The organism is Alteromonas sp. 5NS40-0096 (assembly GCF_057544385.1).
This window is the reverse complement of the sequence record NZ_BAAJLQ010000008.1, coordinates 79,419-97,488: the sequence shown is the minus strand read 5'-3', so window position 1 is coordinate 97,488 and position 18,070 is coordinate 79,419. Positions and strand designations below refer to the sequence as shown.

The following is an 18,070-nucleotide window of genomic DNA, read 5'->3' as shown; positions in this document are numbered from 1 at the left end:
AAAAAACCGAGTTTACGAGACAATCCGCTTGTAGTTTATCGGTTTTAGATACGCGTACAAAGAGCCCGCGGATTTTACCTATTTATTGCACAGAAAGCGACTAAACAAAGGATTATTTAGAGGGAGGAATGATAACAGGCTGAAAATGGCGATTGTCTTTCGATTTTAGATGCCCAGAAACCCAAATAAAACAGCCAAACGTCAGCACAATAGCGCCTGCGAACGCCAACAGCTCATGACCAAAGCCGAAATGGGAAAAGAGTGAATTCAAACTGAGCATGCCGCCAATCAATACAAGCAAGGGCAGTAAATAGAGCCAAAATGATGCACTTAGTACGCGGGCTTCAGGTAAGCCAATTGTCACTACGTCCCCGACTTTTACCGGTACAGGGGACGTTAGACTAATCGTTTGATGTTTGTTAACAAACGCATTGGCGATAACACCCGTCCCACAGTCTGCTTGGGCTTGGCACGCATTACACGTTGTTTTGATTTGTGCTGAGACGGTAACCTTGTCACCATCAACATTCGTCACTTGCGCTTTTTCTAGAATCATGGCTGCTGAGCAACACGTGTGAGAGAAGATGCCAGGATATTGGCCGTTTTTAAGGGTATCTCCCCTACTATCGTCACCTGATAATTGCCGTCCGTTAACGTCAGGAAGGTGTTTAGATCATGTCGGAGTACGACGTCAGAACCTATCGCATCCTTGGCAGCTTGAATGTATACCGATACGTCAACCAAGCCGTCACTCAACATTAGATACTCTACCACCTGCCCTGTTACCGCTAATCGTCGCACTTCGCGTCGCGTTTCTTCCATCCCAGCGGGAAGCTGAGAGAAGTACCAGTTGTGTCGCTTAGGCTGGTTAGGAGTCACTATCATGGGTTGAGGAAGCAGTGCCTGATTGACCCGAGAAAAATACTCATGGGGCTGCTCTAACATCGTCAAATGGGTTACCTGAATCTGCTCAAGCAACACCCCTTTTAAATCGAACATGTTGAGCTTGAGTAACATCCCCGTTTCTTCATCAAGCCATACATGATAGTTGAATCGGGAATTATCCCGGCTGACGATGCGCAACTGCTGTGCAGGACGACCAGATACCCTTGCGCGGCCAACCACAACGAAGTCATAGCTCGCTTTTAGTACCAATGGGTTGTAGAGCAACTCATTGGGAATCGGGCCGTTAATGTAAGAGCTTTGAATCGAATACGGCGGCACATCAGGCTCAAATACACTGACTACGTCGCCTACGCGAATGAGTTCCCGACCTGGACCATTTTGTAGATTTAACTGTTCCATGTGCGAGCCATCTGGCATCACCCCGTGACGCCATAAAAAAGGCACCGTCTCACTCCCCGCTCGACTTTGCACAAAAGAAACCTGATAGTTTTGCGTCTTCACCGCTTGAGACATTCGTTCTAATAACGCTGTGGCCGTGGGTAAATTGCGTTGCGTTGTTCGCAATTCTTCCACAACCGCACCATCACCAACAGTGGATTCTTGTGTTGCGAGAGCGGATGGTATGGGAAGTAAAAATGAAAAAAGGGAAAGAATAAGGGTTGCTGGTCGAGTCGTTCTCGACCAGCGACTATTACGGCATGGATTCATTAGTGATTGTCTGATACGTCTTTCTCGTTGTTGCTGTCTTCCTCGCGGTCAGACTGCTTCAGTTTTATCTGTTGTTGATGATCTTCAAGTAACGCATTCACCTGACGACGTTTCTCAAGAAACTCAGCCATATCATTTCTGGGAATCGTGCGTGACTGTTCAAGACTTACTGGTGCCAAACCACCAATACTGTTATTGGTCGGTGCCGTCATGAAAGGTTCAACCGGCGCAGGTTGATTCATTTGCTGATAGCCTAAAATAACCGCGGCGGCAACCGATGCTGCTACTGCAAACTGCCCGGTCTGTTTCGCGAAAGGAATAACACTACCGACAACCGGCAAAGAAGCCCAGCTGCGTTTTGGTGCCATCACCGTGGGTTCTTGCTCGATTTGCGCAGCAATCTGTGCAGTCAAATCTAGCATTGGCGCCACTGACGCTTCTTTTCTTAAACCACTGCGAATAAGATGGTATCTACGCCACTTTTCTTGCAATGCTGCGTCATTTTTTACCGCATCTATGGTGTCCGAATTGGACAGTTCGCCATCCATAAATGCTGATAAATTTTCATGCTGATGCGTCATATAACATTTTCCCGAATTAACGCCAACCCAAATACAATAACATAATTATTGGATTACATTCACTATCCAAAAGTTCAACTTACCGACTAAAAAGATTTGTAAGCCTAACTTTCCAGAAGCGGTTGAATCACTTTATCGATTGCTTCTCGTGCTCTGAATATTCTCGAGCGTACCGTCCCCACGGGACACCCCATTACAGTCGCAATTTCTTCGTAACTGAGCCCCTCAATTTCCCGCAACGTTATCGCCATTCGCAGGTCATCGGGTAACTTTTCTACTGCACGAAACAATGTTGCTTCTAGCTCATCAGAGAGCAAGTCCCTTTCTGGTGTTGAATGCTCTTTCAGCGCATCACTACCTTCGTAATAATCTGCTTCATCTGCATCAACATCACTCGCAGGAGGTTTCCGGCCCTGCGATACTAAATAGTTTTTCGCACTGTTAACTGCAATTCTGTACAACCAGGTGTAAAACGCACTGTCTCCCCGAAAATTGGGAAGTGCCCGATATGCTTTAATAAATGCATCTTGCGTAACATCTGCAACATCGCCAGTATTTTTTACATATCGCGCGACTAAATGCATAACCTTGTGCTGATATCTTGTTACCAGCAAGTTAAACGCATTTTTATCACCGCGCTGCACCCGTTCAACTAATTGTTGATCTGTTATTTGCTCGCTCATTCGAGCCATATCTCCTTTACATCTACTTCTCACAGCTCATGCAAGCAAATGAGTAGACTGTACCTTTTTCAAAAAGTTCGCAGAACTTTAAAAAAAATACAAAAAAACTCAAAAATGCCTCGGCCTTCGAGAATTCAGCGTTGTCTTTTACCCTCTATAGGATAGACTTGCCGGACGTTCGCTATTAGGTTTGTGCGCTAAAATACATGAAATCTACGTTGTCTTCACCTTCTACCATGCCAAAATCTTCAATTGAACACCGTTGTGATGTATTAATCATTGGCAGTGGTGCAGCGGGTTTGAGTCTCGCGTTAAAGCTCGCCGAGCACTGCCAAGTCATTGTGTTGAGTAAAAGCGACCGCAATGAAGGTTCTACTCGTTATGCACAAGGTGGTATTGCGGCAGTATTTGATGAGCAAGACTCTACAGATGCTCATGTTGCCGATACATTAGACGCGGGAGCTGGGCTTTGTGATGAAGCCAGTGTGAGATTTACCGCCGAACGCGCAAAAGAAAGTCTCGAATGGCTAATTAATTATGGTGTGCCCTTTGACACTGAAACCGACAAGAATGGTGAAAAGCGCTATCATTTGACCCGAGAGGGTGGCCACAGTCACAGACGCATTCTTCACGCTGCCGACGCCACCGGGGAAGCCTTGCAAGTGACACTCAATGATGCGGCCTCTTCCCACCCCAACATTCATATCTTTGAGCGCTACAATGCTATCGATTTAATAATGTCGAAGTCTAACAATAAGCAGTGTAATGGTTTATATGTTTGGAACCGCGCTCAAGAGCACGTAGAAGTCATCAGAGCCAAGTTTGTTACTCTTGCATCTGGCGGGGCAAGTAAAGTGTACCAGTATACGTCTAACCCCGACGTATCAAGCGGTGACGGTATTGCCATGGCATGGCGCGCAGGGTGTCGTGTTGCCAACATGGAATTCAATCAGTTCCATCCAACTTGTTTGTTTCATCCGCAAGCTCGAAACTTTTTGATTACCGAGGCGCTGCGGGGAGAAGGCGCAAACCTGTGTCATGAAGACGGCACTCGTTTCATGCACAAATTTGATGAAAGAGGCGATTTAGCCCCCCGAGATATCGTTGCAAGAGCTATCGACTTCGAAATGAAACGCTTAGGTGCGGATTGCATGTACCTTGATATCAGCCACAAGCCAGCAGATTTCATTGTAAAACACTTCCCCAATATCTATCGACGCTGTCGCTCACTTGGTATCGATATCACGCGAGAGCCTATCCCAGTGGTGCCTGCAGCGCATTACAGTTGTGGTGGTGTCGTTACAGACTTCAATGCCAAAACCGATTTGGACAATGTCTACGCCATAGGTGAAGTGGCGTATACTGGTTTGCATGGCGCAAACCGTATGGCTTCCAATTCTTTGCTAGAGTGCGTGGTGTTTGCCAGAGCAGCTGCTCAAGACATTACTGCAAGGCTGCAAGATACGTGTGAAGAAGAAGCGATTGCACCTTGGGATGAAAGCCAAGTCACGGACTCAGACGAAGAGGTCATCATTCAACACAATTGGCATGAACTACGCCTGTTTATGTGGGATTACGTTGGTATCGTTCGCACAACCAAGCGCCTTGAACGAGCATTGCGCCGCATCCAGTTACTCGCCCAAGAAATTGAAGAGTATTACGCTCATTTCAAAGTCAGCAACAACCTGTTAGAGCTACGTAACCTTGTTACTGTCGCTGAGCTGATTGTACGATGTGCAATGGAGCGCAAAGAAAGCCGCGGGCTGCACTTCAACCTAGACTACCCAGAACAGCTCGACAACCCAAAACCGACGTTTTTAACACCGGCGACGAAAGTTTCTGCGGGAACGCTTAAGCCTTAATCGCCAGATGTAGATGAATCGATAGGCCTGATGTTGCCCGCAAACAACGAAGAGGCCGTCGCTTCATCCTTTAGCATGATATCGAGTCCATTACCCGACCTGTCACAATAGTGAAGTTCTCCTTGCCCCGGTAGGAACCAAGGTTTCATAAAGTCTGTTTCAACTACTACCCCGCCTTCATCTAGCGCGTAAGCCATCTCAGGTAAATGGGTGATGAGTGCGCTATACGCGCTTGCTAAACTCCACATTCCGTGAGCGATGTTGGATTGAAAACCAAACCATCTCGCGCAAACCGGATGTAAATGGATAGGATTGAAGTCGCCGGAAATTTTGGCGTATTGAAAGCCAATTTCTCGACTTGCATCTAGCCTCAACATACCGACATCTGGGCACTGAACATCTTGCTTGTCATTTGTGCCAGACGCCCCCACATGAGGCGCTTTCCACCGACAAAAGTACCTACCAATCGCGTGATAAACCTCTTCACCAGACTGTACCCCTGAAACATGAACCTCGAATTGCCAACCTTTGGGATGCGCTTTTACTTCGCCAAAATTGCATACCATTGCAATTTCTTTTGACACATCAAGGGCCTGACTCTGGCGTATGCGATTGCCAATATGGACTAAGCCCATTGTTGGAAACGGGCTGCTAGGGGAAACGAGCAAGGTTAACTGAGAGGTTAAAGACAACGTCTGTAAATAACAGGGATGAAGGCGACTGGGCATAGATTCGTCAATCAACCACCCCGTGCACTGCGCGTAACGTTTCCAATGTTCTGGGTCAATACAAATTGAGGTTTCAATGGGGTCAATGCCGTTAAGGTTTGGCGGTTTAAAATGAGATAAAAGCGGCTTATTGGCTTTTTTAACCAATGCTTTCAATAACAGACCTACATTAACCGAAGTCATGACATTCCTTTGCGGTTGCGCAAACCAGATAATTTAATAATACGGGCTAAACGGCGAAAGTCCACCTCTGACATTTCACTTGCAAAAAAACAATAATTTTTGGTTTGTTTGTCTAGCGGTCGTTGCAAAACCAGATAAATGAAAAAACGAGTAACACGGGAGCGCTGACAGATAATCAACGGCGGAGCTGAATTTAGGCTGCAAAACCCTTCTTCATCAATATTTATCACAGTATGGTTGGGAGCAGAAAAGTGCAGAGCGTAACTACACCACAAAGCATAGGCGGTTATGCTCGGTATAAGTAGGTAATAGAGAACAACGGATTGACGAAGATCGTGGGGAAGGTTTAACCAAATCAACATCCCCACAATAATATGTACGATAACGCGATACGCACAAACGCGTCGAGCAAAGATATCAAGCCTATACTTTGACACGATTGAGGATGAGCGCGACCATCTCGGCTAACACCGGATCAGGACACTTCTGATGGCCCATAAACCAGGCGAATAAGTCTGGATCATCGCAGGTTAACAAATTTTCAAAAATTTCTTGTTGTTCATAGGACAAGCTATCAAACGCTTCATCAACAAATGGCAGGAAAAGCACATCAAGTTCAAGCATACCGCGTCGACAAGCCCACTTCAGGCGCGCACGTCTTTTTGGTTCAAACATAAATCAGTCTTTTTTAATGGTTTAAATTGGAATATAACATGTTACGTCCTTGCTGTTTACTGGACTTGGCATCAGGTGGTTTAGTTTTTCGATTAACTCGCACTTCAAACCTTGTTTATTGACGATTTTACCCCATCTCAAAGCGACAGTTTGCAGTATCGAGTGTATAAAGCACTGAACTGGCGTCAATTTGGAGAGCCCATGACTTCTATTTCCTCACTTGCAGCATTATCTGACAATTTTTTCATTGAATTGAGCGATTATTCTGTTGTTTCGGTAACAGGCGAAGATGCGGCCGACTACCTGCACGGCCAGCTTACTGTCAACACCAAGTCATTTGATCATCAATCAGCACGATGGAGTGCACATTGCGATTTCAAAGGTAAGACATGGGCAATTCAGCTGATACAGAGCAATCCAAGTGGCTTTGTACTCAGTGCTAACGCGTCGGCGAATGAAGCATCGCTTGAACAACTTCAGAAATACGGCGTTTTTTCAAAAGTGACATTCGCCACCACCGCCCAAAAGCAATGTATTGTCAGAGGTCCGTGGGCGACACAATTCATGACCCAAATTTTTGGCGGCATACCCAGTGCTGAAGGTCAAAGTCTCAGCAAGGGAAGTGACTTTTGCTGTGAGCTACCCGGTCTAGCTGAACATTATTTATTGATACTTGGCGACGATAATTACTCCGCTTTAATAGCAGACGCAAAGTCAAACACTGTAGATGAATATGACTCTGTCGTATTTGAAGCATTGTCGATTCGCGCGGGACTGCCCAGTGTCGCGTTTGATACGGTAAACCAATTCGTTCCTCAAATGATGAATCTACAAGCTCTAAATGCGATTGATTTCGACAAAGGCTGTTACATGGGCCAAGAGGTTGTCGCGCGGACTCGTTACCTTGGTAAAAATAAACGAGCAGCCTATCCGCTTGTTACAAACCACTATGTTAAATGTACAATAGGCGCTACCATTGACAAACAGGTTGGCGACAACTGGCGTAAAGGTGGCACAGTTTTGCGTGAAGCCAGTTTAACAAACGAAACTTGGCTACTTGCCGTGTTAGCAAACGATACGCAAACCGGTGATGAACTCAGATTAGGTGAAGACCAGCCAACTATTTTTAAAACGCTCGACATCCCCTACTCTATTGAGTGAGTTGGTGATAACGGGTTGATGTATCGATGAACTATCGACATCCAATTCAATCAGGATTATCCATGATCATTTCTCAAAACAACGTAGTGACTCTTCACTACACCGTATCAACCGAAGACGGAACCGAGTTAGATTCCTCATTCGGACAAGAGCCTTTAGTTTTTATTCAAGGCACAGGCTTCTTGATTCCGGGCTTAGATTCCGCTCTCATCGGTAAAGCCCCCGGCGATAAATTTGACTTGGATGTCGAAGCAGAGCAAGCCTATGGAGAGCGTGTAGATCAGTTAGTTCAAGAAGTCCCTCGAGCAATGTTTGAGGGCCTCGACGTAGAAGTGGGCATGTCCTTTCGAGCGACCACGGATCAAGGTGAACAATCGGTCATTATCATAGACGCGAACGACGAGGTTGTCGTGGTTGACGGTAATCATCCGCTTGCAGGTTTAAACTTGTCATTTGAAGTTGAAGTGGTTGACGTTAGAGAAGCCACAGAAGATGAATTAGAGCACGGCCACGTGCACGGCCCAGAATGTAATCACTAAGCCCTTTCGGTCATGGCTTAGCAAAATACATTATGTTGAGCCGTGACGACTTCCTCTTTGTTTTTAAATGCTATCTTTGATCTTCACTGGAAAACTTCCGTAAAACCAAACTATACCGTCTAGTTTATACAATGGAAAAATCAATGAAAGCTAACTACTTTGCTTGTGCGTTAATCGCCTGTTTAATCTACGCCACCCACGCACAAGCAGACCAATGGTCAGCCGGTGCTGTCGGAATTTTGCAATCTACCCCTTATTCAGGCGGGGAAAGCGGCGCAACCGTATTCCCAGCCATAGCCTATCAGGGAGAAAAATTGGTGTTGAGAGGGCCGTTCGCGGATTACTACTTAGTTGGCAGCGAAAGAGCGCTTCCGTCAGTGTCGATCACTGTTGGTCTTGGACCAAACCAGCTTGAAGTAGACGGCGATGGGACACTACTGGGCATAGAGGATAGAAATGGCAGCGTATTAGGCGGCGTGAAAGTGGCCTACGCTATTTGGGGCGGTACCATTAGCGCGAGTTTAACCACGGATTTGACCAATGAACATCAAGGGCAGCGAGCCTTACTCGCCTGGCAGCGGCCAGTACTCAGCGCGACAAACCGCAGTTGGCAATTGTTTGCAGGAGCGGAATTGGAATATTTAAGCGAAGATTACGCAAACTATTACTTTGGCATATCAGACACTGAGGCCAACCAATCACGGTTTTCAACCTACACATCAGGTAGTGTCATACAGCCATCTTTAACACTCAGCGGATATTACAATATTTCGGAAAACTGGCAAGTCATTGGAAATCTTGGCTGGCAGTTTTTGGCAAGTGACATCAAGGATAGTCCAATTGTCGACCAAAGTGGCGTACCTACTGGCTTGATAGGTATTATTTACAACTTTTAGCTCGTTGCAGAAAAAGGTGGCCCAATTGCAGTGCCACCTTGTTATTTGGCATACCGTGAGTAGATGGCTTACAGCGCCTCTTCGTTACTCTCACCGGTTCGAATGCGCAATGCAGATTCAAGCTCATAAACGAAAATTTTGCCATCGCCAATTTTGCCAGTTTTGGCGGCATTCGATATCGCCTCAACAGCTTGTTCGACTAAATCATCAGGCAGCGCTAATTCAATTTTTATCTTGGGTAAAAAATCGACTTGATATTCCGCGCCGCGATAGAGCTCTGTATGGCCTTTCTGGCGTCCAAAGCCTTTGACTTCGGTTACTGTCATTCCCGCAATGCCGACATCAGCCAATGCATCTCTAACATCATCCATTTTGAAAGGTTTGATAATTGCTTCAATTTTCTTCATCGTTGACTACTCGTCATAAACCGTTGGGATTGGAACACGTTTGTGTTGCGTGTTTGTGTATATCTTAATCAATTTTGCTTCCACTTCACCAGCAACAGGCTTCCCTTCCAAGAAGTCGTCGATTTGGTCATAAGTCAGGCCTAAAGCTTGTTCATCTGCTTTTTGCGGGTTTAATGTTTCTAGGTCCGCTGTCGGCGCTTTGTGGATAATAGTAGACGGCGCACCTAAATGCTCAGCCACTTGCCTTACTTGCCGTTTGCTCAATCCAAACAAAGGCGCTAAGTCACAAGCACCATCACCGTACTTGGTGTAGAAACCAGTGATGTTTTCTGCAGAATGATCCGTGCCCAATACCAAACCATTTACCATACCCGCGATTTCATACTGAATAACCATTCGGGTTCGGGCCTTGACGTTTCCTTTAACAAAATCAATTTTACTTTCATCCGAAGGCAGCAATTCAGTGCCAGAGAGAGCATCAACTGTCGAGCTGTGAATAGCATCAGCACCCGGTTGTACATTAACAGTGACCGACTCTGAGGGTTGGATAAAGTCAATCGATGCTTGAGCATCATCTTCATCAGCTTGAACTTGGTATGGCAATCTTACTGCAATGAATTTGTAACTATCGGGCCCGCTCTCGTTTAATTCATTCACTGCAAGTTGTGCAAGGCGTCCTAACGTGCAGGAATCAATGCCGCCGCTAATGCCGAGCACGAGCGTTTTTAGTCCAGAATTCTGGAGCTGTTGCTTGATAAAATTGACCCTTCTGGTCACTTCGAAGGCGACATCAATTTCGGGTAACACCCTCATTTCATCAATCACTGTCTGTTTTTGCATGTCCACATCCAATCGTAAAGTAATCCGTCTCGCTTTGAATTGCTGGGCAACACTCGATAAATTGCAGCGTTCACCAACCAGCACACCAAAAGAGATTGTCGTTAGCAGTTTACGCTAAGTCGTTAAAAAATGTCAGGTTTAGCACACAATATGGCTGAAAAAAACGATACCATTGCGCGTATTACTGCAAGAGTGACGAAAAAGTTATCTCAATTAAGGCGGTTGCCCTTAATAGTATACCCATATCACCGTTTTTTAGTTTACGCTAATATGAAGCAAGTGTGTTTAACTGTGGAGACGAGATTGAAAATACACGCACAACAGGGTCTAACCATTGTCGAAATGATGATTGGCCTTGCAATCGTGTCAATACTTATCAGTGTTGTCGCCCCCAATTTGCAATCAATTTTGCAGTCAAATCGCGTGGCAGCAGAGATCAATACTCTAAGCTCCGCGGCGCAGCTTGCGCGCTTTCGAGCCATTGACGATGAAACATCAGTTGTATTGTGCCCAACAACAGATTTTAAAGCCTGCGTGTCAAGTTGGTCACAAGCGAAAATGGTATTTGTCGACGACAACGGAAATGGCGCAAAAGAAGACGCTGAGGTATTGGTCCTCGCCACTGATGCCATGAGTGCCAATGTGAAGGTTTTGGGTGTCAGCGGCAGTCTTGTTTTTTCTGACGACGGCAGTATTGCGCCGAGTGCTGATATTGTCATTTGCCCGCAAAGTGGCACGGTTGAAAATGCCAGCGCCTTGTTCATTAGTGGTTACGGTAGAATCAGTGTTGCTGTGGATAGCGACAATGATGGTGTCAAAGAGACGACGGCTGGCGCCAAACTCGCTTGCAGTTAGCGCGTTAGAATACTCCCCCTCACGGCTGAACTAAAACACGACCATCTGGACAGCACAATTGGATGACATTTCATGCCATCCTTTGCCCATATTTCAACCACTTTGGGCGATAGACGTTCATGCACACAACTTCCAATACGACGCCCCACGGCTTTACTCTTATTGAGTTTATGCTGGCACTTTCCATTTTATTGATCATCATAACGTCGAGCGGTGGTTCTTTATATTCAACGTATCAGCAGCTTAAGTTAAGCCAAGCTGGTCAAGAACTTGTATTATTATTCAAGCGAGCTAAAAACCAAGCCGTCACCACGGGCTCGGTTTCTCAAGTCAGTGTTCATTCTGGGTCTCAATGGTGTGCGGTTTTATTGAAAGGAAAAACATGTAACTGCATAACTGACAAAGAATGTGCAGAGAAAAATGCTACACATATCGTTCACAGTGCTCGTCATCTCGGTATAGCCTTGTCTAACCCTGCCCCTGTGCGAAATATTGTGTTTCAACCCGTCACAGCCACAAGTCTAGGTTCTGCGACAACTTTGACCCTGTCTTATCAGCAACGGCAACACCGCATTGTGATCAGTAATTTAGGCCGAATTCGCCACTGTAGTATTTCCCCGAGCGTTTTTACCCGTGAGTGCTAGACGACAGCATGGGTTTGCTGTGCTAGAGCAACTTCTTGGTGTCGCTCTTATCGCTTCGATTACAACGGCCTGCATCCATTTCTTTAGTCATTACACACGTATTCAGTTTCAACAGATACAACACGCTCAGGCCCTAACTGAGCTCAATCAAATTAGTACCATAATAACCAATACGCTAAGTGGTGCTCACGGCTACAAAAAGCCTATTGCTGTCGATAGTTCAACGGCCTATTTAGCCGTTGGCCAATACAAAAATGAGGCCACTGCTTCCTGTGTCGTCTTTGCCTTCGATGGGAATAGAGATGGCCACATTTCACGTCTATCACCAGTAGAACACTACGGTTTTCGATTAAATAAAAAAGCAATTGAATATCGGCTGGATGCTAAAACTTGCGATCAGGGCCATTGGCAAGACCTCACCCATACAGGCACCTTGCTAGTAGATAAACTCGAGTTTCACGTTTCACTCGATGCATCCGTTATTGATGTGAATATCCAAGCACACACCAAAACAACGACGCCGATTTTCGTGACACTATCTCGTAAAATGATATTGAGGAATTCACTGCAATGAAAAAGAGCGTCGGTCCTTCACATTCGGGAATGGCGATGATTGCACCCTTGGTATTAATGATTGCGCTTTTAGGTATGATGGCAATAACCCTGAATGACACCCAGCTGATGTTAGTTAAACATATGACGGCCATATCGAAAGCGGCATTAGCCCAAAATACTGCGCAAAACGAACTTCATCGGCAGCTATACAACCAGCTTGCTGCACCATTTTCCGAAGAGTATGCCTTTGACACAGTGGCAAACGATGAGTACTTTCGCATTATTTCGGTGCCAATTACGCCAGGCCGTAGCGACAGTGTCACACTGCAGCAAACCGTGATAAAAACAGCTTTAGTTAAGGCCCTGCCCGACTCTGCTCTCACTGTTTACGACAGTGATCATTCACTACTATCTGCGCTGTTTCATCCACACATCCAAAACTATACTGGCGTTGAAACTGCGGCCGACTGGGTCTTAGACGATTGTAAAGACATTGAGAAGCAATCTGGCGCGGTTATCGTGGTTAAACAAGACTGTACCACCGAGGTCGGGCAAAAAGTGGGAAGTCGAAGCCAACCAGCGATTGTGATTTTTGACGGCGTAAATGTTCACTTCAACGCTCATACAGAACTGTTCGGATTGATCGTTTTACGGGCCAGCAGCAAAGCTCAAAACACCGTGTACGTCGACAATAGCGTTAAAATTGTCGGTGCTATTGCCACAACAAATACTGCAATATCAGGCCATAACTTTGCTAATTACGACCAAGGGGTACTCTCTGAATTACTTAAACTAGAGCACAAGCCGCTGATGTATTTACAGGCCAACTCATGGTCCAGACAGTGATTCATGTTCGAGGCTTTGCGCTGATAGAGGCTTTAATTGCCATAGCGCTGTTGGGTTTGACTATCGTATCTTTGGTGCGCCATCAGGCCATATTATTCACAGACTTTGTGTATGTTCATTCTAGGTATGAGGCGATTCAACATTCAATTTCCATCTTGAACGCGTTGGAAGCAAGCCAATCTTGTAAAGCACGGCCCTCTGCCAGTATTGCGTCCAGTACTAGCGGCACGTACCAAGTGAACTTATCGTTTAAATCATCCTACGCTCAGGTGGTGTATGATGATGTCGCACCAGTTTGGTCAAGCGATCTGACACAGCTCCCCAAGGGAGCCGCAATCATCAGTCAGTGTGAAGCGCAAGTGACACTTAGTTGGCAACTCGCCAATACGCCTCACACCATATCGTTAAATCGGACTTACCTCATTGACTAATCGTCACCTCAACAAGTCCAGCAATATTCACTGGTTTCGAGCGTACCATTGTTGTTTTGGTCCCAGCCTTTGCGGCCGTCACTGAAATAAAACAAACTACCATCATCTTTCGATGCGCTTGAGCTTACGGGTGTCGCTTTGATTTGAAACTCAGTACCATTTGTTCCGACTGAGACAATGCTTAAGTCATAGCGTTTGTTTGCCGCGGGTTCACTTGAAGGAGAATAGGTTTTAAAAATAGCAGGCGAGCCTGTATTAGCCCCAGATGCCGCAGCCCCCTCATATGAGAATGTCGCACTGTAATGACGTTCCATCGCCGACGCCAACCCCATCAAGTCCGACTGGGCTGTAGACCGGTAGCTGCCATTCATTAAGTTCTGATATGACGGATAGGCAATCGCGGTGATGATTCCCACGATTGCCACAACGATCATCAGCTCCACTAGCGTAAAGCCATTATTTTGGTTAGGCGTTCGACTTGTCATGTTTGTTCCTATTGTTTTTCTGTCTCGGATTGCCAGCTACCTTTGGTCACCCGCTCAAATCGACCATAAATATTACGAGCCAAGCACTCGAAGTCCGATCCACATGCTTGCTCATTGCCATTTTCGTCGGTTTTCACGACGGCAGACACACACTCGGTGCCCAAACACACCACCGGTTGTATGATCTCTTCAATCAGTATTTTAGTATCTGGCGCGATACCTGTCTGTTTGAGTTGCGCTGATCGATCTTTCTCATCAACAAATCCATCTTGATTTAAATCGTCAATTGCATTGCCGTTAAATAGGTTTACCAAATAGGCACGGCTGTTCCCCGATGGTGGCGCACACAAGCTTTCACTGCTATTGGCAGGGATGTAAGTGGTAAAGAATACTTTGTAGTCAATGATCAGTGGAGATGACAGCACCTTTTCTCCTCCAATCGTAAGCCTGATCATCCATCCGTTTTTATCGGCAAAAGCGGCTGCGGCTAGGTTTCTTTGTGTTTCATCACTGCTGTTTAACAAGTGATCAGTCGCATCAAAGAAGTTTGACTCTGTTAACCCTGTTTCGAATGTCCATAATTCGTTCTCATCCAGCGCGAACACGCCTTTGTCTTTTAACATGTAAAATCTGTCATCAATCACCTCATCCAGAGGAGATGCTCTCCAACCGCTGCCTACAGCGACGGCATAATAGAGCTCATCGGCAAGTGCTACTTCCGACACATCCGGACCATAGAAGAATCGACGATTGTTTTCAGCGGTATCGCCGCCTAAGTCGGCCAAGCGCTTACCTTTAACAAAATCGGCCCCTGCTTCGCCATTGTAGATGTCCATGCGGAATATCTGCCCGCCCATATCCGCAACATACATATGATCAGCAAAGCCATCATTGTCTCTATCGATTACGGATATACGGCCCGGTATACTGTACTGCATCTCAGGAATCACCAAATCGGCTTCTTCATTGCTAGCGGACCAAAGTAACTGCCCTGTGTCAGCGTCAAACATGTAAACGGCATTGCCAACGCTATCAGGTGCTCTCACCGTTTTACTGTCTTGGTCCTCATCGTATCCGCCACCAATAATAACGACATTTCTTTCCGTTGAGCCCATTCTCACTTTTGTGATAGTTGGACGCGACCAACTTTGTCCTAGCTTCTCAAAACCTGTACTACCGCCTTCAATCGAATACACTAACGACGGAGAAGTTTTATTAGTAATATCAAAAACGTAATAGTTTCTGCCACCCCGACGCATCCCGAGATACAAATAAATCTTGTCCTCAAACGACCGCACCACCATGTCACCATCTAAACCATAGATATGATTTAAGGTTGAATTGTCTTGGTAGAATTCATAAGCGTTTTGCAACATGTCCTTTGGCGCGATCGCGAAATTCTCAACGCCCGTTTCACTATCGAACGAATGCAAGAAACCGTGGTTAGTCGCAACCAATATCGCTGAGTCTGACTCACTGTAGTTGATAACAACGGGTTGTGAGTGAATAGGGTCTCCCATCTGCATGCGTGAATCAGTCGTGTCACCGTCACCATCAAAATCTCGCACATCAACACCCCTAGCCCATTTTAAAATAGTGGTTCGCAATGCCTCTGCATCAACCAATGCGTCGATAGATAAATCAGATGTGGTAATAGCGGTATTATTTTCGTGAACTAAGTTGTCCGAGCGAATAATATTGCCGTTGCCTTCAAAGAAGTACATATTGCGCGTTGTCGTTAGCAGGCTAGCTGCTCCGCCCTCTCGTACGTCGTTACCGTCAGTCAGGATTGACCAGTAGCTTTGTGCCGTGTCAGAAAAGAATCCAGTGACACTGTCAACCGCATCTCGGCCACGTTGATCTAGAATGACATCGCCATTAATTTTGTATTTTTTTAAGTTACCCGGCCAAACAGCACCTTCTGCAGGTTTGAACAGGGCAAAATACAGTTCATCTCTGTGCGTCAAGCGGTTTAGCTGGTTAACCGCGACTCCCGGGGAAACAAACGTTGCGTTGATATCTTTCACCGATCGCAGGATGGTATTAAATGCATTCAATAACTGCTCACTGTTCTCCGCCTGGTAGAAACCACCACCACTTTGAACAGCAATTTGATTTAAAAAGTTGTTTGCGGTGCTATTTGCGGCAAACCCAATGGTATGGGTTATCACCCTAGCATCAATAGCCGAAGTGTCAGACCGACTAATATTGCGAACCAATTCTAAACCGCAGATTTCTCCACTTCTGCCACTTGCACAAGACTCTCCTAGCAGCGCTTGGATCTTACTGACACTGTGGTTGTTGTTCGCCTCACCGTCAGACAAAAGCACAATGTGGTTGTTGGTTTGACACTGGAGATTCTCAACCGGGCTGAGATATGTCGCAGGTTTGGGAATGTATTCATTGATACAGTCAGAATCACTTAGGTTATCCTCAGAACACCCAGAAGGCCTTACGGCGTCAGGACCGACATAAGAGGCACGGTGGCTCACCCGCGTGTTTCGCCTAACCGTCGAAGACACACTCGACGTACCCCTAGCTGCACCATAATCAACACCAAGACCACCGTAATATAATGATGCCTCATAAAGTGTGTCGACAATGGGCGTAAAACCACTCGCCGCCAACTCATCTACCTTACTGATCAAGTGGTCGCGTACCGTTGAGGTCACTCCCGGCGTCGCACTCCCTTTGTATTCAATAATCAATTGTGGGGCACCAGATGGTTTACCGCGATACGTATAAGCACCGCGTTTTCCGACAAAATTACTGAGCACAAACCCCATCGCATTGCCCGGAGCCCAACCACTTCTGTCCACAATAGACTGAACCATTGTCGTTAAGTCTGGCGTGTCATATTCGTTATTTCGGTAGAAATAGGGCATGGACCAAGTGAGCCCGCTGGTTTTTGGCAGGTTGCGAACCATAAAGTTATAGTGAGGGTCAAAGTCATTCACATCGTCTTCGGCTACACCTTGAATCAGAGTCGACGCACTGCCCCATGCATCCGTGGTATACGCGGTAAACTTGATATACGCACGATTGATCGTTGCACCTTGGGGAATATTAACCCCTGGGAAACGAATACCAATATATGCGTTTGAGGATGATGACATGGTCAATTCTGACCCTGTGGAGTCATAACCTGCTGCTTTTTCTTCTACATTATCTCTATTGGCCGACACTTGATGATATTCAGTTCCACTTACACACCCCGTGGCGGTAGTATCATCATAGGTTATCACTAGTTGTGGTGATAACCCTTCTCCGTCATCGTAAGCTCTCGTTTGACGATCACTGGCGACATCCGTACTTGTGCCCTCGATAAACAAGCCTAACGATTGACCACCACACCAATCCGATTGGTCGACTATTTCTTGGATAACTGAAGTAAAATCAGGAGACACTACCACTGCCCCTGAAGAATCAAACTCATTCTCACTATCCCAAACCACTTGGTTAGTTGTCTGAGTTCGCGAGCTGAGGTCATTGCTATTACTGCTATACACCGCAGCATCGCTCTCTAGCTCCCCAGAAATGGTAAAAGTGGTTGGCGCGATATTAAAATTACTGGTCGTTAAACGGAAATAAGCGCTGGTAATCGTTGCCCCTTGTGGAATCATTAAATCGCGATAACGCATGCCAGTTAACACCGTATCAGTACCAGAACTGAGCTTGATACGGTTCGTGTTCAAGGTTACAACACCATTTATTTCATAGGCATCGTCGTCATCATCAGCCGTCGATACGATGATTTCAGGGCTAATTGAATTATCAATTCCTCTAACGGGAAATAAGATAGGGCCACCGAAGTCAGAAAAACGCATTAAGCCTGCATTGATGTTGGTCGAAGAGGCTAGTGTTTCTTTCAGTGCATTCTGAACACGTAACATCCTAGTTTGACTGCCACCATCTGTGGCTCTCATACTGCCCGACGTATCCATAATAAATAGTACATTAGGGTTGTAAGTTACCGCGGAAGAAGAGGTACCGATATAGATATCGAGATCGTCGCCGATGGCAGAAAAACCAATACAAAACCAAAGGGCACTAAAAGAAAAAAAGTGGGAAAGCTTTTTCATAAT

The 18,070-nt window shown here is 45.9% G+C and carries 19 protein-coding genes; 9 read left to right on the top strand and 10 right to left on the bottom strand.

Translation table 11 applies throughout. The features are described 5' to 3' along the window. Window positions 1-112 precede the first annotated feature (112 nt). From AC27G9_RS19280 to rpoE, 4 genes are all read right to left on the bottom strand, one after another. Window positions 113-556 (bottom strand): SoxR reducing system RseC family protein, encoded by a 444-nt coding sequence (locus AC27G9_RS19280; protein WP_487076111.1) that lies wholly within the window; start codon window positions 554-556, stop codon window positions 113-115. Beyond that, complete coding sequence (locus tag AC27G9_RS19275; RefSeq protein WP_487076110.1) at window positions 553-1,614, bottom strand: MucB/RseB C-terminal domain-containing protein; 1,062 nt, start codon at window positions 1,612-1,614, stop codon at window positions 553-555. Before AC27G9_RS19275 ends, AC27G9_RS19280 begins: the two co-directional genes overlap by 4 nt. Beyond that, window positions 1,614-2,195: a sigma-E factor negative regulatory protein gene (locus tag AC27G9_RS19270; protein WP_487076109.1), complete on the bottom strand. Its 582-nt coding sequence runs from the start codon at window positions 2,193-2,195 to the stop codon at window positions 1,614-1,616. The genes AC27G9_RS19275 and AC27G9_RS19270 overlap by 1 nt, the downstream gene beginning before the upstream one ends. 104 nt (window positions 2,196-2,299) lie before the next feature. After that, window positions 2,300-2,878: an RNA polymerase sigma factor RpoE gene (rpoE, locus tag AC27G9_RS19265; RefSeq protein ID WP_487076108.1), complete on the bottom strand. Its 579-nt coding sequence runs from the start codon at window positions 2,876-2,878 to the stop codon at window positions 2,300-2,302. Between the two features lie 206 nt (window positions 2,879-3,084). On the opposite strand from rpoE, the gene nadB reads away from it, so the two are divergent. After that, window positions 3,085-4,740, top strand: coding sequence for an L-aspartate oxidase (nadB, locus tag AC27G9_RS19260; protein WP_487076107.1), 1,656 nt, complete (start codon window positions 3,085-3,087; stop codon window positions 4,738-4,740). On the opposite strand, the gene AC27G9_RS19255 is transcribed toward nadB, so the two are convergent. Next, window positions 4,737-5,651 (bottom strand): MaoC/PaaZ C-terminal domain-containing protein, encoded by a 915-nt coding sequence (locus AC27G9_RS19255; protein ID WP_487076106.1) that lies wholly within the window; start codon window positions 5,649-5,651, stop codon window positions 4,737-4,739. The genes nadB and AC27G9_RS19255 overlap by 4 nt on opposite strands. Before the next feature lie 423 nt (window positions 5,652-6,074). Continuing rightward, window positions 6,075-6,326 (bottom strand): FAD assembly factor SdhE, encoded by a 252-nt coding sequence (locus AC27G9_RS19250; RefSeq protein WP_487076105.1) that lies wholly within the window; start codon window positions 6,324-6,326, stop codon window positions 6,075-6,077. A 201-nt stretch (window positions 6,327-6,527) separates the two neighbouring features. On the opposite strand from AC27G9_RS19250, the gene ygfZ reads away from it, so the two are divergent. The 3 genes from ygfZ (at window position 6,528) to AC27G9_RS19235 (ending at window position 8,922) form a co-directional block, all read left to right on the top strand. Next, window positions 6,528-7,487, top strand: a complete 960-nt coding sequence (gene ygfZ / locus AC27G9_RS19245) for a CAF17-like 4Fe-4S cluster assembly/insertion protein YgfZ (RefSeq protein WP_487076104.1) — start codon at window positions 6,528-6,530, stop codon at window positions 7,485-7,487. Window positions 7,488-7,549: 62 nt separating this feature from the next. Next, on the top strand, window positions 7,550-8,026 hold the full coding sequence (locus tag AC27G9_RS19240; RefSeq protein WP_487076103.1) for an FKBP-type peptidyl-prolyl cis-trans isomerase: 477 nt from the start codon (window positions 7,550-7,552) through the stop codon (window positions 8,024-8,026). A 143-nt stretch (window positions 8,027-8,169) separates the two neighbouring features. After that, entirely contained in the window at window positions 8,170-8,922 is a 753-nt protein-coding gene (locus AC27G9_RS19235) for a MipA/OmpV family protein (RefSeq protein ID WP_487076102.1), read from the top strand. 68 nt (window positions 8,923-8,990) lie between these two features. On the opposite strand, the gene AC27G9_RS19230 is transcribed toward AC27G9_RS19235, so the two are convergent. Beyond that, window positions 8,991-9,329, bottom strand: coding sequence for a P-II family nitrogen regulator (locus AC27G9_RS19230; RefSeq protein WP_487076101.1), 339 nt, complete (start codon window positions 9,327-9,329; stop codon window positions 8,991-8,993). A 6-nt stretch (window positions 9,330-9,335) separates the two neighbouring features. Next, entirely contained in the window at window positions 9,336-10,169 is an 834-nt protein-coding gene (nadE, locus tag AC27G9_RS19225) for an ammonia-dependent NAD(+) synthetase (protein WP_487076100.1), read from the bottom strand. A gap of 303 nt (window positions 10,170-10,472) precedes the next feature. On the opposite strand from nadE, the gene AC27G9_RS19220 reads away from it, so the two are divergent. The 5 genes from AC27G9_RS19220 to AC27G9_RS19200 all read left to right on the top strand — a co-directional run bounded on the left by AC27G9_RS19220 (window position 10,473) and on the right by AC27G9_RS19200 (window position 13,500). After that, window positions 10,473-11,024: a GspH/FimT family pseudopilin gene (locus AC27G9_RS19220; RefSeq protein ID WP_487076099.1), complete on the top strand. Its 552-nt coding sequence runs from the start codon at window positions 10,473-10,475 to the stop codon at window positions 11,022-11,024. A 119-nt stretch (window positions 11,025-11,143) separates the two neighbouring features. After that, window positions 11,144-11,668, top strand: a complete 525-nt coding sequence (locus AC27G9_RS19215) for a GspH/FimT family protein (protein ID WP_487076098.1) — start codon at window positions 11,144-11,146, stop codon at window positions 11,666-11,668. Next, entirely contained in the window at window positions 11,658-12,242 is a 585-nt protein-coding gene (locus AC27G9_RS19210) for a hypothetical protein (RefSeq protein WP_487076097.1), read from the top strand. The genes AC27G9_RS19215 and AC27G9_RS19210 overlap by 11 nt, the downstream gene beginning before the upstream one ends. Further along, complete coding sequence (locus tag AC27G9_RS19205) at window positions 12,239-13,069, top strand: hypothetical protein (protein WP_487076096.1); 831 nt, start codon at window positions 12,239-12,241, stop codon at window positions 13,067-13,069. The genes AC27G9_RS19210 and AC27G9_RS19205 overlap by 4 nt, the downstream gene beginning before the upstream one ends. Continuing rightward, window positions 13,054-13,500: a type IV pilus modification PilV family protein gene (locus tag AC27G9_RS19200; protein WP_487076095.1), complete on the top strand. Its 447-nt coding sequence runs from the start codon at window positions 13,054-13,056 to the stop codon at window positions 13,498-13,500. The genes AC27G9_RS19205 and AC27G9_RS19200 overlap by 16 nt, the downstream gene beginning before the upstream one ends. An 8-nt stretch (window positions 13,501-13,508) precedes the next feature. Here AC27G9_RS19200 and AC27G9_RS19195 read toward each other — a convergent pair whose 3' ends face one another. Then, entirely contained in the window at window positions 13,509-13,985 is a 477-nt protein-coding gene (locus tag AC27G9_RS19195; protein ID WP_487076094.1) for a type IV pilin protein, read from the bottom strand. A gap of 8 nt (window positions 13,986-13,993) precedes the next feature. Further along, window positions 13,994-18,067 carry a PilC/PilY family type IV pilus protein gene (locus tag AC27G9_RS19190; protein ID WP_487076093.1) on the bottom strand — a complete coding sequence of 1,358 codons (4,074 nt, stop codon included), beginning with the start codon at window positions 18,065-18,067 and terminating at the stop codon, window positions 13,994-13,996. Window positions 18,068-18,070: the final 3 nt, after the last annotated feature.

Excerpts from the sequence above, each read along its gene's own strand:
- AC27G9_RS19280 (WP_487076111.1), bottom strand. The coding sequence starts at position 556 with ATGATTCTAGAAAAAGCGCAAGTGACGAATGTTGATGGTGACAAGGTT.
- AC27G9_RS19275 (WP_487076110.1), bottom strand. The coding sequence starts at position 1,614 with ATGAATCCATGCCGTAATAGTCGCTGGTCGAGAACGACTCGACCAGCA.
- AC27G9_RS19270 (WP_487076109.1), bottom strand. The coding sequence starts at position 2,195 with ATGACGCATCAGCATGAAAATTTATCAGCATTTATGGATGGCGAACTG.
- rpoE (WP_487076108.1), bottom strand. The coding sequence starts at position 2,878 with ATGAGCGAGCAAATAACAGATCAACAATTAGTTGAACGGGTGCAGCGC.
- nadB (WP_487076107.1), top strand. The coding sequence starts at position 3,085 with ATGAAATCTACGTTGTCTTCACCTTCTACCATGCCAAAATCTTCAATT.
- AC27G9_RS19255 (WP_487076106.1), bottom strand. The coding sequence starts at position 5,651 with ATGACTTCGGTTAATGTAGGTCTGTTATTGAAAGCATTGGTTAAAAAA.
- AC27G9_RS19250 (WP_487076105.1), bottom strand. The coding sequence starts at position 6,326 with ATGTTTGAACCAAAAAGACGTGCGCGCCTGAAGTGGGCTTGTCGACGC.
- ygfZ (WP_487076104.1), top strand. The coding sequence starts at position 6,528 with ATGACTTCTATTTCCTCACTTGCAGCATTATCTGACAATTTTTTCATT.
- AC27G9_RS19240 (WP_487076103.1), top strand. The coding sequence starts at position 7,550 with ATGATCATTTCTCAAAACAACGTAGTGACTCTTCACTACACCGTATCA.
- AC27G9_RS19235 (WP_487076102.1), top strand. The coding sequence starts at position 8,170 with ATGAAAGCTAACTACTTTGCTTGTGCGTTAATCGCCTGTTTAATCTAC.
- AC27G9_RS19230 (WP_487076101.1), bottom strand. The coding sequence starts at position 9,329 with ATGAAGAAAATTGAAGCAATTATCAAACCTTTCAAAATGGATGATGTT.
- nadE (WP_487076100.1), bottom strand. The coding sequence starts at position 10,169 with ATGCAAAAACAGACAGTGATTGATGAAATGAGGGTGTTACCCGAAATT.
- AC27G9_RS19215 (WP_487076098.1), top strand. The coding sequence starts at position 11,144 with ATGCACACAACTTCCAATACGACGCCCCACGGCTTTACTCTTATTGAG.
- AC27G9_RS19205 (WP_487076096.1), top strand. The coding sequence starts at position 12,239 with ATGAAAAAGAGCGTCGGTCCTTCACATTCGGGAATGGCGATGATTGCA.
- AC27G9_RS19200 (WP_487076095.1), top strand. The coding sequence starts at position 13,054 with ATGGTCCAGACAGTGATTCATGTTCGAGGCTTTGCGCTGATAGAGGCT.
- AC27G9_RS19195 (WP_487076094.1), bottom strand. The coding sequence starts at position 13,985 with ATGACAAGTCGAACGCCTAACCAAAATAATGGCTTTACGCTAGTGGAG.
- AC27G9_RS19190 (WP_487076093.1), bottom strand. The coding sequence starts at position 18,067 with ATGAAAAAGCTTTCCCACTTTTTTTCTTTTAGTGCCCTTTGGTTTTGT.